The organism is Microbacterium sp. MF43 (genome assembly GCF_012847295.1).
Taxonomy (GTDB): domain Bacteria; phylum Actinomycetota; class Actinomycetes; order Actinomycetales; family Microbacteriaceae; genus Microbacterium.
This window is the reverse complement of record NZ_JABBDY010000001.1, coordinates 496,823-510,262: the sequence shown is the minus strand read 5'-3', so window position 1 is coordinate 510,262 and position 13,440 is coordinate 496,823. Positions and strand designations below refer to the sequence as shown.

The 13,440-nt window shown below is 70.9% G+C and carries 14 protein-coding genes; 6 read left to right on the top strand and 8 right to left on the bottom strand.

Going from position 1 to position 13,440, the window contains the following annotated elements:
• Position 1 precedes the first annotated feature (1 nt).
• From HF323_RS02245 to HF323_RS02235, 3 genes are read left to right on the top strand one after another with little or no spacing between them, the layout of a single operon-like run.
• On the top strand, positions 2 to 616 hold the full coding sequence (locus tag HF323_RS02245; RefSeq protein ID WP_169580935.1) for an NTP transferase domain-containing protein: 615 nt from the start codon (positions 2 to 4) through the stop codon (positions 614 to 616).
• On the top strand, positions 613 to 882 hold the full coding sequence (locus HF323_RS02240) for a DUF6457 domain-containing protein (RefSeq protein ID WP_169580934.1): 270 nt from the start codon (positions 613 to 615) through the stop codon (positions 880 to 882). The genes HF323_RS02245 and HF323_RS02240 overlap by 4 nt, the downstream gene beginning before the upstream one ends.
• Positions 882 to 1,115 (top strand): MoaD/ThiS family protein, encoded by a 234-nt coding sequence (locus tag HF323_RS02235; RefSeq protein WP_169580933.1) that lies wholly within the window; start codon positions 882 to 884, stop codon positions 1,113 to 1,115. Before HF323_RS02240 ends, HF323_RS02235 begins: the two co-directional genes overlap by 1 nt.
• 132 nt (positions 1,116 to 1,247) lie before the next feature.
• Here HF323_RS02235 and HF323_RS02230 read toward each other — a convergent pair whose 3' ends face one another.
• The 5 genes from HF323_RS02230 to HF323_RS02210 form a co-directional block, all read right to left on the bottom strand.
• Complete coding sequence (locus HF323_RS02230; protein ID WP_169580932.1) at positions 1,248 to 1,676, bottom strand: molybdenum cofactor biosynthesis protein MoaE; 429 nt, start codon at positions 1,674 to 1,676, stop codon at positions 1,248 to 1,250.
• On the bottom strand, positions 1,676 to 2,155 hold the full coding sequence (locus tag HF323_RS02225) for a MogA/MoaB family molybdenum cofactor biosynthesis protein (protein ID WP_169580931.1): 480 nt from the start codon (positions 2,153 to 2,155) through the stop codon (positions 1,676 to 1,678). The genes HF323_RS02230 and HF323_RS02225 overlap by 1 nt, the downstream gene beginning before the upstream one ends.
• 43 nt (positions 2,156 to 2,198) lie before the next feature.
• Positions 2,199 to 4,757 (bottom strand): FdhF/YdeP family oxidoreductase, encoded by a 2,559-nt coding sequence (locus tag HF323_RS02220; RefSeq protein ID WP_169580930.1) that lies wholly within the window; start codon positions 4,755 to 4,757, stop codon positions 2,199 to 2,201.
• Between the two features lie 89 nt (positions 4,758 to 4,846).
• Positions 4,847 to 6,796 carry a helicase HerA-like domain-containing protein gene (locus HF323_RS02215; protein WP_169580929.1) on the bottom strand — a complete coding sequence of 650 codons (1,950 nt, stop codon included), beginning with the start codon at positions 6,794 to 6,796 and terminating at the stop codon, positions 4,847 to 4,849.
• Between the two features lie 9 nt (positions 6,797 to 6,805).
• Positions 6,806 to 7,507 carry a phosphatase PAP2 family protein gene (locus tag HF323_RS02210; RefSeq protein ID WP_169580928.1) on the bottom strand — a complete coding sequence of 234 codons (702 nt, stop codon included), beginning with the start codon at positions 7,505 to 7,507 and terminating at the stop codon, positions 6,806 to 6,808.
• Positions 7,508 to 7,594: 87 nt separating this feature from the next.
• Here HF323_RS02210 and HF323_RS02205 point away from each other — a divergent pair, with 87 nt between their 5' ends.
• Positions 7,595 to 8,092 carry a nitroreductase family deazaflavin-dependent oxidoreductase gene (locus HF323_RS02205; protein WP_169580927.1) on the top strand — a complete coding sequence of 166 codons (498 nt, stop codon included), beginning with the start codon at positions 7,595 to 7,597 and terminating at the stop codon, positions 8,090 to 8,092.
• 15 nt (positions 8,093 to 8,107) lie between these two features.
• On the opposite strand, the gene HF323_RS02200 is transcribed toward HF323_RS02205, so the two are convergent.
• Positions 8,108 to 9,466, bottom strand: coding sequence for a multidrug effflux MFS transporter (locus HF323_RS02200; protein WP_169580926.1), 1,359 nt, complete (start codon positions 9,464 to 9,466; stop codon positions 8,108 to 8,110).
• A 337-nt stretch (positions 9,467 to 9,803) separates the two neighbouring features.
• On the opposite strand from HF323_RS02200, the gene HF323_RS02195 reads away from it, so the two are divergent.
• Positions 9,804 to 10,523, top strand: a complete 720-nt coding sequence (locus HF323_RS02195) for a DUF3105 domain-containing protein (RefSeq protein WP_169580925.1) — start codon at positions 9,804 to 9,806, stop codon at positions 10,521 to 10,523.
• 10 nt (positions 10,524 to 10,533) lie between these two features.
• Entirely contained in the window at positions 10,534 to 11,196 is a 663-nt protein-coding gene (locus HF323_RS02190) for a DUF305 domain-containing protein (RefSeq protein ID WP_169580924.1), read from the top strand.
• A gap of 118 nt (positions 11,197 to 11,314) precedes the next feature.
• Here HF323_RS02190 and HF323_RS02185 read toward each other — a convergent pair whose 3' ends face one another.
• Both HF323_RS02185 and HF323_RS02180 read right to left on the bottom strand, forming a co-directional pair.
• Entirely contained in the window at positions 11,315 to 12,199 is an 885-nt protein-coding gene (locus HF323_RS02185; protein ID WP_223169172.1) for a carbohydrate ABC transporter permease, read from the bottom strand.
• 86 nt (positions 12,200 to 12,285) lie between these two features.
• Entirely contained in the window at positions 12,286 to 13,419 is a 1,134-nt protein-coding gene (locus HF323_RS02180; RefSeq protein ID WP_169580922.1) for a sugar ABC transporter permease, read from the bottom strand.
• Between the last annotated feature and the right edge of the window lie 21 nt (positions 13,420 to 13,440).

The window sequence follows — 13,440 nt, the reverse complement described above, 5'->3', positions numbered from 1 at the left end:
CGTGGCTGCGACCGTGTCGGTCGGGGCGATCCTCCTGGCGGGCGGGCGCGCCTCGCGCGTCGGCGGCGAGACCAAGCCCCTGTTCGAGGTGGGCGGCACGACCCTGCTCGCCGCGGCCGTGGCGGCGGCGACGGATGCCTCGGCCCACCCCATCACCGTCGCCGCACCGATCCTCGACCCCGCACTGCCGGTGGCGTGGGTGCGCGAGGACCCTCCCTTCGGCGGGCCGGCGGCCGCGACCGTCGCGGCGCTCGCGAGCTGGACGGAGGATCCCGAGTGGACCCTGCTGCTGGCGTGCGACCTCCCGCGGATCGGCGCCGCGGTGCGGCGACTCGTGGCCGATCTGCCGCTGCTGCCGCGCGACACCGACGGCGTGTGCCTCGGCAGCGGCGGAAGCCGGCCGCAGTGGCTGACCGGCGCCTACCGCACGCCGGCGCTGCGGGCCGCGGCATCCGCTCTGCCCGACCTCGGCCGGAACGCCCCCGTCCGCGACCTCATGGCCGACCTCGCGGTCGCCGTGCTGGCGGCGCCCGACGACCTCACGCGGGACGTCGACACGTGGGAGGATCTGCACGAGGCCCGCGCCCGCGCGGACCACGCGAAGGAGAGGTCATGAGCGATCAGTCCCGCACCCTTCCGCCCGAAGCGCTCGACGCATGGGCGGCGACGCTGCGTCAGCGGTTCGGCTTGTCGGAGGAGGACGTCCCCGTCGCCGCCGTGCTCGACCTGACGCGGGATGTGGCCAACGGCGTCGCCCGCCCGGCAGCGCCCCTCGGCGCGTTCGTCGCGGGGCTCGTCGCAGGCCGCGCGGGCACGGATGCCGCACAGGTGCGCAGAGCCCTCGCCGAGGTGGCCGCTCTCGCCGAGTCGTGGGAGCAGTAGTGCCGGTCGTCCGCTACTTCGCCGCCGCGCACGACGCGGCCGGCACCGACCGCGAGCAGCGGTTCGAGGCGACGCTGGGCGACCTGCGCCGCGCGGTCGCGTCCGACCACCCGGCGCTCGGCGGGATCCTTCCCCGCTGCGCGGTGCTCGTCGGCGGCTCACGCGTCGACGACGAGACTCCGCTCGGGTCCGACGACCTGGTCGACGTGCTGCCGCCGTTCGCCGGCGGCTGAGCTCGCCCTCCGCGCGTTTCGTCTCGTCGCTGCGCTCCGCGTTCAACGACCGGTCGTTGCGCGAGCGAAGCGAGACGACACGCGTCAGCCGGCGCACCCCGGTCGTTGAGCGAGGAAGCGAGCCGAACGGCGTCAGCCGCCGAGGCCGAGCCAGGTCGCCGTGCCGTCGGCCTCGACCTGCCGCTTCCACACCGGCAGGCCCGTCTTGATCGTCTCGATGACGGTGCGGCACACGTCGAAGGCCTCCGCGCGGTGAGGGGCTGCGACGGCGATCACCACGGCGGCATCGCCGACCGCGAGACGCCCGACGCGGTGCGATACGGCGACGAGAGCCCCGGTGTCGCCGACGGCCTCTTCTGCGATGCGGCGGAGGGCCGCCTCGGCGTCGGGATGCGCGGAGTACTCCAGCGCGACGACGGCGGTCGCGGCATCCGGATCATGGTCGCGCACGCGACCGACGAACGTCGTGACAGCGCCTGCCGACGCATCGTCGACGGCGGCGAGGTGCGCGTCGAGGTCGAGGGGCTGCTCGCTGATGGCGGCGAGGCGCACGGCGTGCATCAGTGGTCGCCGCCGCCGAGCTGATCCAGCACGTGGCCGGCGACTGAGAGCACCACGGGCATGCCCGAGGCGACGGCCCGCGTCGATCCGGGGAGGTTCACGATCAGCACGCCGTGCGGGTCGGCCACGCCGGCGATCCCCCGCGTGAGCATTCCCGCGGGCTTCTCGGCGGCGCCGCGGCGGCGCAGCTCCTCGGCGATGCCCGGGACCTGGCGAGTGATGACGCGCATTGTTCCCTCGGGCGTCTCGTCGCGCGGGCCGACCCCGGTGCCGCCGGTCGTGATGACGAGCTTCACGCCGGCGAGGACCTCTGCCTGCAGGGCGCGCTCGACGTTGTCGGCTCCGTCGGGCACGACGACGGCGTCGGCGCAGTCGAACCCGGCCTCGCGGAGGGCGGTGACGGCGATGGGCCCGCTCTCGTCGGGGCGCTCCCCCGCGGAGGACCTGTCGGAGACCGTGATGACGGCGGCGCGGGTCATGGGTCCAGCCTAGAGAGCCGCACGCCCGACGGGGGCCGGCCGGTCATCCGCGGTGCTCGAGGCGCACCACCACCGACTTCGAGGTCGGCGTGCCGCTGACGTCGGCGACGGAATCGAGGGGCACGAGCACGTTGGTCTCAGGGTAGTAGGCGGCCGCATTGCCGCGAGGGGTGCGGTAGGCGACGAGCCGGAACTCCTCGGCGCGGCGCTCCTGCAGCACACCGTCGGCGCCGCGCCACTCCGACACGACGTCGACGAGGTCGCCCTCGGCGAAGCCGAGCGCGGTGATTTCCTTCTCGTTGACGAGCACCACCCGGCGACCCCCACGGATGCCGCGGTACCGGTCGTCCTTGCCGTAGATCGTGGTGTTGTACTGATCGTGCGAGCGCAGCGTCTGCAGCAGCAGGCGCCCGCGGGGGATGCGCGGGAACTCCAGCGGATTCGCGGTGAACCGCGCCCTGCCGTCGGCCGTGGCGAACCGGCGCGCATCGCGCGGCCCGTTGGGCAGGTGCAGCGTGCGGCCCTTGTCGATGCGGTCCTCGTAGTCGTCGAATCCCGGGATCACGCGGGCGATGTGCGCGCGGATGAGGGCGTAGTCCGCTTCCAGCGCCGCCCAGTCCGCCTGAGGGACGGAGAGCGGATGCCGCGGCTCCGCTCCGCCGGAGGCGTGCGCCTCCTCGGCCGCGGTGCGCTCGACCTGCCCCCGGTCGACGTCGCTGGGCGTCGCGAGCGGCGGAGATGTGACGAGCGGAGGACTCTCCGGACGGGTGGGGTCCTCCGCTCGTTCCCAGTCCTCCGCTCGTTCCCAGTCCCCCGCTCGTTCCCAGTCCCCCGCTCGTTCCCAGTCCCCCGCTCGTGACGGACCGGGGACGGATGCCGCGGCATCCGTGCCCTCGAACACCAGCGCGCACAGGCGCGCGACGATCGCGACCTCGCTGAGCAGGTCTTCCGCCGGCGGCGCGAGCCGGCCGCGCGAGGCGTGGACCGCGCCCATCGAGTCCTCGACGGTGACCCGCTGCTCGCGTCCGCCGCGACGGTCGCGGTCGGTGCGCCCGAGGGTCGGCAGGATGATCGCCCGGCGGCCGGTGACGACGTGGGAGCGGTTCAGCTTCGTCGACACCTGTACGGTCAGGTCCACCCGCGCCATCCCGGTCTCGACGACGGCGGTGTCGGGCGTCGCCGAGACGAAGTTGCCGCCCATGCCCATGAAGAACCGCACCCGTCCGTCGCGCATCGCGCGGATCGCGTCGACGGTGTCGAAGCCGTGCTCGCGCGGAGCGGTGAACGCGAACTCGCGGTCGAGCGCGTCGAGGAACGCCGCCGACGGCTTCTCGTAGATGCCCACCGTGCGGTCGCCCTGCACGTTCGAGTGACCTCGCACCGGGCAGACGCCCGCGCCACGCCGGCCGATGTTCCCCTGCAGCAGGAGCACGTTCACGACGTCGCGCAGCGTGGGCACCGAGTGCTTGTGCTGCGTGAGCCCCATCGCCCAGCACACGATCGTCGCGCGGGACGTCCGCACGGCCTCGGCCACGCGCCGCAGGGCGTTCTCGGGGACCCCGGTCGCCTCGACGAGGTCGCGCCACGAGGCATCCGCCATCGCCTGCCGATACCCCTCGAAGCCGCTCGTGTGCGCGGCGATGAAGTCGTGATCGAGCACGCCGCCGCCGGTCTCCTCGGCCTCGAGCAGATGCTTGCCGATCGCCTGGAACAGCGCCTGGTCGCCGCCGAGCCGGATCTGCACGAACTCGTCGGCGAGCTTCGTGCCGCCGAACGCGACCCCGCGCACGGTCTGCGGATTCTCGAATCGCAGCAGACCCGCTTCGGGCAGCGGGTTCACGGCGATGATCGTCGCTCCGCGCTGCTTGGCCTTCTCGAGCGCCGACAGCATACGCGGGTGGTTCGTGCCGGGGTTCTGGCCCGCGACGATCAGGAGGTCGGCGTCATGGATGTCGTCGATCGACACCGTGCCCTTGCCGATCCCGATCGTCTCGGTGAGCGCCGAGCCGGATGACTCGTGGCACATGTTCGAGCAGTCGGGCAGGTTGTTCGTTCCCAGGCCCCGCACGAGCAGCTGGTAGAGGAAGGCTGCCTCGTTCGACGTGCGCCCCGACGTGTAGAACACGGCCTCGTCGGGATCGTCGAGGGTGCGAAGGGCGCTGGCGATCTCGCGGAGGGCGTCGTCCCAGCTGAGGGGGCGGTAATGCGTCGCCCCCTCGTCGAGGACCATGGGGTGCGTCAGCCGTCCCTGCTGCCCGAGCCACCAGTCGTCGTGCGAACGCAGCTCGTCGATCGCGTGTTCGGCGAAGAACTCCGGCCCCACCCGGCGAAGCGTGGCCTCCTCGGCGACCGCCTTGGCGCCGTTCTCGCAGAACTCCGCGACGTGGCGCTTGTCCTCCTCGGGCCACGCGCAGCCGGGGCAGTCGAAGCCGTCCTTCTGGTTGACCTGCAGCAGCGTCTGCACCGAGCGCGCGACGCCCATCTGCTCCTGAGAGATCTGGAGCGCGTGCAGGACGGCGGGCACTCCGACCGCCACCTTCTTGGGCCTGGTGACGCGCACCTGCGTCTCGTCGATGTCGGCTTTCGGGGGCTTCCTCGCCATGCCCCCAGGCTAGGCGCTCGCGCCCGTGCTCAGCGTCGTCCGCGTCAGCGTCGTCCGCGTCAGCGTCGTCCGCGTCAGTCTCGTCCGCGTCAGCGGCGTCCGGTGCCGAACACCCCGCGGATGACCCCGTTGAGGATCGTCTGGGTCGCCTTCGATCCGAGGATCTCGTCGAGCGGCGACTTCTCGGCACGGCGCGGCGTGCGCGAGGTGCCCTGCGTCTTCTTGAGGAGCCGGTCGTACTCCTGCTGCGCCTTCTTCTCCGCGGCGGCGTTCGCCTTGTCGATCGCGGCCTGCTGCTTGGCGAGCTCGGCGTCGGTCCTCGCCTGCTCGAGCGCGGCCTCCTCGGCCGCGGCCGCGTCGTCGGCGGCCTTCATCTTGGCGGTGAGGATCTCGCGGGCCGATTCGCGATCGATCGGGGTGCCGTACTTCGCCAGCAGCGGCGAGGCCTTCACCGCCGCCTCGATCTGCGGATCCGGCGTCGGCGACATGAGTCCCTGCGGCGCGCGCAGCCGCGTCCACGCGACCGGCGTCGGGGCGCCCTTCTCGCTCATGACGGTCACGATCGCCTCGCCGGTGCCGAGTTCCTGAAGCACGCGTTCGAGGTCGTAGCCGGACTTCGGGTACGTCCCGACCGTCGCCCGCAAGGCCTTGGCGTCGTCGGGCGTGAAGGCGCGCAGCGCGTGCTGCACGCGCGAGCCGAGCTGGGCGAGCACGTCGCCGGGCACGTCCTTCGGCGTCTGGGTGACGAAGAACACCCCGACGCCCTTCGAACGGATGAGACGCACGGTCTGCACGATCGCCGCGAGGAAGTCCTTCGAGGCGTCCTTGAACAGCAGGTGCGCCTCGTCGAAGAAGAACACGAGCTTCGGCTTGTCGAGGTCTCCCACCTCGGGGAGGATCTCGAAGAGCTCGGCGAGCAGGTACATGAGGAACGTCGAGAACAGCGCCGGCTTGTCGATGACGCCCGGCACCTCGAGCAGGCTGATGACGCCGCGTCCGTCGGCCGCCGTGCGCAGGAAGTCCCCGACCTCGAACTCCGGCTCGCCGAAGAAGACGTCGGCACCCTGGTCGGCGAAGGTGATCAGCTCGCGCAGGATCACGCCGGCCGTCGCGGCCGACAGCCCGCCGAGCTCCTTCAGCTCGGCCTTGCCCTCGTCGCTCGTAAGGAACGTGAGCAGGGCGCGCAGGTCCGACAGGTCCACCAGGGCCAGGCCCTGCTGATCCGCGTAGTGGAACACCAGTCCGAGGCTCGACTCCTGGGTCTCGTTCAGCCCGAGCACCTTGCTCAGCAGCAGCGGACCGAACCCCGACACGGTCGCACGCACGGGCACGCCCTTGCCGATGCCGCCGAGCGCGAAGTACTCGGTGACGGATGCCTCGGCCTTCCATTCCTGTCCGATCGCGTTCGTGCGCGCGAGCAGCTTCTCGTTCGCCTCCCCGGGGGTCGCGACTCCCGACAGGTCGCCCTTGATGTCGGCGGCGAACACCGGCACGCCCTTGGCGGCGAGCTGCTCGGCGAGGCCCTGGAGGGTGCGCGTCTTGCCCGTGCCGGTGGCGCCTGCCACCAGCCCGTGCCGGTTCATCATGCCGAGCGGGATGCGCACCTGCGCCTCCGGCACGGGGACGCCGTTGACGAGGGCCCCGAGGTCGAGCGTGGCGCCCTCGAAGGTGTATCCCGCGACGATCTTCGCGACATCCCCCTCGGCGAGCGGGCCGTCGACCGATGCAGCCGGGGCTGGGGGCGCGGGCGATGCTGCCGGCGCCTCGGTCGTCACCGGCGCCGGGGCCGAGGCATCCGGGCTGCCGCTCGATGCTGCCGACGTCTGGGTCGTCACGGGCGCGGGGGCCGAGGCATCCGCTCCCGCGGTCGCGCCCCCGGAGACCCTGGCCTTCGCGGCCTCGGCCTCGGCAGCGGCCAGCGCGGCCCTGGTCTGGGCGAGCTTGAGCTGCGCCTCGGCCGCCTCGGCCTCGGCCCTCAGCCTCGCGAGCTCGGCCTCGGCGGCGGTGACGGCGGGGTCGGGCGTCTCGGGCGCGGTCATGCGCTCAGCCTAGCCACGCCGTTTCTCGGGCGCGCCGCGGTTCTCCTTGGCCATCGGCACCGCGAACGCTGCGGCCACGATGAGCACGGCACCGGCCCCGATGAGGGCGCCGCCGACGGTGTCGCTCAGCCAATGCGCATGCAGGTACGTGCGGCTGAAGGCCATCACGAGGATCCAGGCGGCGCCGACGATCGCGACCCACACGCGCGGGAAGAGAACGAACGCGCACACCGCGAGCGTCGCGGCGTTGGCCACATGCCCCGACGGGTATGAGCCGTAGTCCGAGGTGACGATGATGTCTTCGGGCCGCACGCGACCGAACGTGTGCTTGAGCACCTGCACGGCGCCGGCCGACGCCGCTTCGGCCGCGAGGAAGAAGGCCGCGGCCCACGGTCGTCGGAGGAGGACGAGCGCGAGCGCACCGGCGAGCGGCACGGCCAGGACGGCGACCCAGCCGCCGCCCACCCAGTTCATGAATCGCGAGAGGCCGGTGAGGAACGGCGACCACCACTCGGCGACGAGGGCGTTCCACCACACATCGACGGCGAAGGGAGGGTCGCCGTGGGTGAGGATCCAGAACCCCAGTCCGCAGGCCGATGCGACGAGCACGAGCCCGGTGATGAGATAGCCCCACGCGGGCCGCACGCCGGCGTCGGCGGGCCGCACGCCGGCGTCGGCGGGCCGCACGCTCGCGGTGCGCTCGTCGCTCATCGCCCCAGTCTGCCAACATTCCCGCGGATGGGGGTCGCGCCGCGCGATCTGCTATCGTTCGCGCCGTTGCCGGAGGAGGATGACGGCATGAACGCCGTCGCCGATGCCGTACGGGCCGTGATCTCGCCGCTCACGCGTACTCGCGTCTTCCGGCGCTTCCTCGGACCGCGCGTGCTGCCTCCGCTCGAGCGGTTCGTCTCGTGGGCCACGCGCGGTCGGGTGCAGGTGAGCGCGCTCCTCGTCCCCTCGCTCGTGCTCCACACGATCGGCGCCGCCTCGGGGATGCCCCGGGAGGCGCCGCTCATGTACTGCCCTGATGGCCAGGGCCGTGCGATCGTCGCCGGAACGAACTTCGCCGGGGCGAGGCATCCCGCCTGGACGGCGAACCTCCTCGCGCATCCCGACGCCGAGATCACCGTGCGGGGCCGGCGGTTCGCGGTGCGGGCCGAGCCGGTGCCCGATGACGAGCGCGACGCGGTGTGGGCCCGCATCGAGCGGCAGTGGCCCGGGTACCGCAACTACGAGCGGCAGTCGGGGCGCACGGTGCGGCTGTTCCGGCTGCAGCCGGTGCGGCGGCTCGACTGAGTCCGGCGGCGAATCTCAGGGGGCCAGACGCGCCACGGTGCGCGGGCGCACCACGAACCACAGCGCCAGCGTGCCCACGATCGCGCAGCCCACCATGACCGAGGCCATCGTGGTCGCGGTGATGCCGGCACCCGCCGAGATCCAGCCCACGACCGGAGTGATGATGCCGGCGACGCCGAAGTTGGTGGCGCCGATGATCGACTGCGCCGTTCCGGCCGCCTTGCCGTGGCGGTCCAGCGCGAGCACCTGCACGCACGGGAAGGTGAATCCGCATGCGGTCATGAAGACGAACAGCGGCACGACGGTTCCCCACAGGCCGAGGCCGAGCTGGTCGGTGACGATGATGGCGGATGCCGCCACCACCATCACACCCGTCGACCACGCGATCACCCACTGCGGTCCGAAGCGGGCGGCCAGCCGAGCCGCGACCTGCACGCCCAGCACGACGCCGAGCGAGTTCGCGGCGAACAGGAGGCCGTACTGCTGCGCGTCGAAGCCGTATGACTCCTGGAAGAGGAACGACGATGCCGAAAGGTACGAGAAGAGACCGCTGAAGGTCATGCCGCCGATGATGAGCACGCCGATGAACACCCGGTCGGAGAAGACGCTGCGGTACCGCTGCCACACCGTCGTCGCACCCTTCTCGTGCCGGCGCGCCGGCGGGAGGGTCTCGGGGATGAAGACCGCCGCGGCGACGAGCATGATGCTGCCGTAGACGCCGAGCACCACGAAGACTCCGCGCCAGGGCATCAGAAGCAGCAGGGCCGACCCCACGAGCGGGGCGAGCACGGGCGCGACGCCCGAGACGAGCGCCAGCCGCGACAGCATCACGACGAGCCGGCGCCCGCCGAAGAGGTCGCGCACGACCGCGGCGGCGATCACGCCGCCCGCGGCGGCTCCCGCGCCCATGAAGACGCGGGCGAGCGAGAGCAGCTCGAGGTTGGGCGCGAGGGCGGCGGCGATGCTGGCCACGACGTGCAGCGCGGTGACGACGAGGAGGGGCACCCGGCGACCGACCTTGTCGCTCAGGGGTCCGACGATGAGCTGGCCGAGGGCGAAGCCGACCATGGTGCCGGTGAGCGTCAGCTGGATGGCGGCCGCGGTCGTCTGGAACTCCGACTGGAGCACCGGGAACGCCGGCAGATACAGGTCGATCGTGAACGGCCCGAGCGCGGTCAGCGCCCCCAGTAGCACGATGTACAGCACGCGGCGACGGTGCGGAATCGAGTCGCCGGGGTGGAGGACGATCGGCGCCGTGGCCGGGTTGGACCCCAGCGTCCGGATCGCGCCGGTCGACGACGCGCGCGGAGTCGGGGCCGCGGGTGCGGCGGGGTCGGCGGGGCGCTGAGTGGGAACGGAGGCGGTATCGAGCAACGTGGCTTTTCTGTTCGGCGTCGGGCGGCGAGGCAGGGAGGCGTCGACACCGGTCGTCCGGCTCAGGCGCGCAGGAAGGGGGAAGGAGATCATCGACGACGGTCTGAGTCGAATCGATTCGAGATCCATTCTATCGGATGCCCCGGGCCGCCCCGCAAGCGCTGCCGGCTGCGACCCTCCAGACGCGCCGTCGACACGCTCGAAGACCGGCATGTTGCGGTGACTCGCGGCGTCACCCCAGGGCCTTCCCAGCGCACTCCCGCATGCGCTCGCATAGGATTGCCGTGTCCTGTCCGTCGCCCGCTGCAACGCCGGTGCCCGAGCCGAGATCACGCATATGACCCCGACACCCCCGAGCCCCGCCGACAAGCGCACGAGCGGCAACCCCGCCAAGCAGGCCGAGATCAACCTCACGGTCAAGCAGCAGCGCGAGCAGAAGCGACAGGAGAAGCTCGCCGAGTACCAGCGTCAGCTGGCCAAGCGCCGCCGCAGCAAGCTCGTCTGGTGGGTCGTGGGCATCACGGCCGCCGTCGTCGTGGTCGGCCTCGTCGTCGCGTCGATCGTGTTCGCGCCCGCTCCCCCGCCGTCGTATGAGCGCGGCGACAGCGACGGCAGCGGCATCGAGGGCATCGAGGAGTTCGAGAACACGGCGAACCACGTCGAAGGCGCCGTCGAGTACGAGCAGACGCCCCCCACCGGCGGCGACCACAACGCGGTGTGGCTGAACTGCGGTGTCTACACCCAGCCCGTCCCGAACGAGAACGCGGTGCACTCGCTGGAGCACGGCGCGGTGTGGGTCACCTACGATCCGGCCCGGGTGTCCGAAGAAGACATCGCCGCCCTCGAGGCCCGCATCCCGTCGAGCTACGCGCTCCTCTCACCTTACGAGGGCATGGACAGCCCGATCGCGGTGAGTGCCTGGAACGCCCAGATCACGGCGGACTCCCCCGACGACGAGCGCATCGACGAGTTCATGAGCGCGTACTGGCGCAGCACCAACGCGCCCGAACCGAACGCCGCCTGCACCGGCGCGCTCGACGCGCCCGGCAAGAAGTAGGGCCCCGGCGGTGTCCGATGAGGCGCCGGCCGGTCGCACCGGCCGCTGGCTCGTCATCGCCGTCGCGCTCGTCCTGATCGCGGCTCTGGCGTTCGCGATCGGCCGGTTCTCGACGTTCGGCGCACAGAGTCAGGTGAGCACTCCGGGCACGAGCTCGCCCGAGGCGGGCTTCTCCCGCGATATGCAGGTCCACCACGCGCAGGCCATCGCCATGGCGATGGAGATCTACCGCAAGACCGAGGATGAGGAGCTGCGCGTCCTGTCGTACGACATCGCCACCGGGCAGGCCGGGCAACGCGGCGAGATGTACGACTGGCTCGTGAAGTGGGGACTCAGCCAGACCGGCGAGCCGATGATGACGTGGATGAACCCGTCGGACGAGCACGCCCACGGCGGCGGCGAGGCGATGACGGATGACGAGGCCCGCGAGGCGATGGGGATGGCCTCAGATGCCGAGCTGGCGCAGCTCGCGGACGCCACCGGCCAGGAGGCCGACTGCCTCTTCCTCGAGCTGATGATCCGCCACCACGAAGGCGCGATCCCCATGGCCGAAGCACTTCTCGAACTCGGATCGGACCCGCGCGCTCTCGAGGTGGCCGAGGACATCAGGGACGGACAGTCGTTCGAGATCGACGCGATGCGCGCGATGCAGGAGCGCCTCGGCTGCGATTGACCGGCGGGCGAAGCATCCGGAACCGCCCGGCGATAGCCGCCCGGACCGCGACGCACGCGCACGAGGTGGCGCGGCGCACGTGCCCCCCGGTACGTGCGCCGCGCCCTGTCGTCGCGGATCAGCCCTTCGTGCTGCCCGCGAGCAGTCCGCGCACGAAGAACCGCTGCAGCGAGATGAACACGACGAGCGGAACCAGCAGCGCGATGAACGCGCCGGCCGTCAGCAGGTACCAGTCCTGGCCGCGGTTCCCCGTCATCTCGGCGAGCAGCTTCGTGATCGGCGCCACGTTGCCGTCCGCGAAGATGAGGGATACAAGCAGGTCGTTCCACACCCACAGGAACTGGAAGATCGCGACGGAGGCGATCGCCGGCATCGTCAGCGGCAGGATGATCCGGAAGAAGATCTGACCGTGACCGGCGCCGTCCACTCGTGCGGCCTCGATCACCTCGCCCGGTATCTCGGCCACGAAGTTGTGGAGCAGGAAGATGGCGAGCGGCAGCGCGAAGATCGTGTGAGCGATCCACACCTGCGCATAGCCCGCCGATCCGATCGCCTCGATCACCGGGAATCCGAAGATCGTGCCCTGCGAGAACAGCTGCAGCAGCGGGATCAGCGCCATCTGGATCGGCACGATCTGAAGCGCGAACACGAGGATGAACAGCATGTTCTTGCCGCGGAAGTCCATCCAGGCGAACGCGTAGGCGGCGAGCATCGCGATCGAGATCGGGATGATCGTCGCCGGGATGGTGATCGCGAACGAGTTCACGAACGCCTGCGCCATCGTCAGCTGACTGTTGCCCGACTGGAGAGCGGTCGCGTAGTTGTCGAGCGTCCAGCCCCAGTTCTCGAAGACCGTCCACCAGCCGGTGGTCTGGATGAGCTCCCGCGGGCGGAACGAGCTGATCAGCACGCCGAAGGTCGGGATCGTCCACAGCAGGGCGATGATCAGCGCGGCCGCGGTGGCCCACGGCGAGGTCAGCCGCCGCTTCGTCTTGCCGAACATGTCGCGGTCCTGCCGGCGGGCGCCGCGAGCGAGTTCCTCCTTGCCCTCATCGTCGATCGGCAGATCGACCGGCATCACGGCGCTCATCAGCGCACCTCCCGCTGCTTCTTGAGTTGGACGGCGTTGTAGATCACGATCGGCATGACCAGCACCAGCAGGATCACGGCGAAGGCGGCCGAGCGCCCCGCCTCGAAGCTGCGGAACTGGGTGTACATCTCGTTGGCGATCACCGACGTGTTGTTCGCGCCGGCGGTCATCGTCCGCACGATGTCGAACACCTTCAGGGAGGCGATCGAGATCGTCGTCAGCACGACGATGAGCGCGGGACGGATGCCGGGGACGATGACGTTGATGAACTTCTGCCAGCCGTTCGTGCCGTCGAGCTCGGCGGCCTCGATCTGTTCGGTGGGCACGCCCTTGATGGCCGCCGACAGGATCACCATGGCGAATCCGGTCTGGATCCAGATGAGCACGACGATGAGGAACAGGGTGTTCCACGGCTCGGCGGCCAGGAAGTTCACCGGCTGCCCGCCGAACCACACCAGCACCTGGTTGAGGAAGCCGATCTGCTCCGCGTCGGCGGGACGGGCGGTGTACATGAACCGCCAGATCACCGACGCTCCCACGAACGAGATGGCCATCGGCAGGAACACGAGGATCTTGTACACCCGCTCACCGCGCGTCTTGTCGATGAAGTAGGCGTACGCGAGCCCCGCGGCGGTGGAGACGACCGGGGCGATCAGCACCCAGATGATGGTGTTGATGATGACGCGGACGTTCTGGGGCTGCGAGAAGATCCAGACGAAGTTGTCCATGCCGACGAACTCGGTGCCGCGCGAGTTCATGAACGACTGGAAGAGGGTCTGGATCGTCGGGATGATCAGCCCGACGACGACCAGCAGTGCAGCGGGCGTGAGGAACCCGAAGAGCTGGAAGAGCGACCCTTCTCCCCCCTTGGCCCGCTTGTCGAGGAAGAAGAAGAGCAGCCCGAGCACCGCGGCGGCGATGATCGCCCACTGGTAGGACTGCAGGAACCACAGGAGCAGCGCGGGGAAGGCCACGCACGCGGCCAGCCGGATGATGGTGTACATCCGGCCCGGGCGAGGGGCGATCTCGACGAAGAAGAGGATGAGCGCGACCACGATCAGGAAGACCCCGACGATGACGAGGATCTCCAGCCAGGGGTTGAGCGTGCTCACCCATCGCAGGAAGTCGGACATGGCGACCTTTCGAGTGCGGCG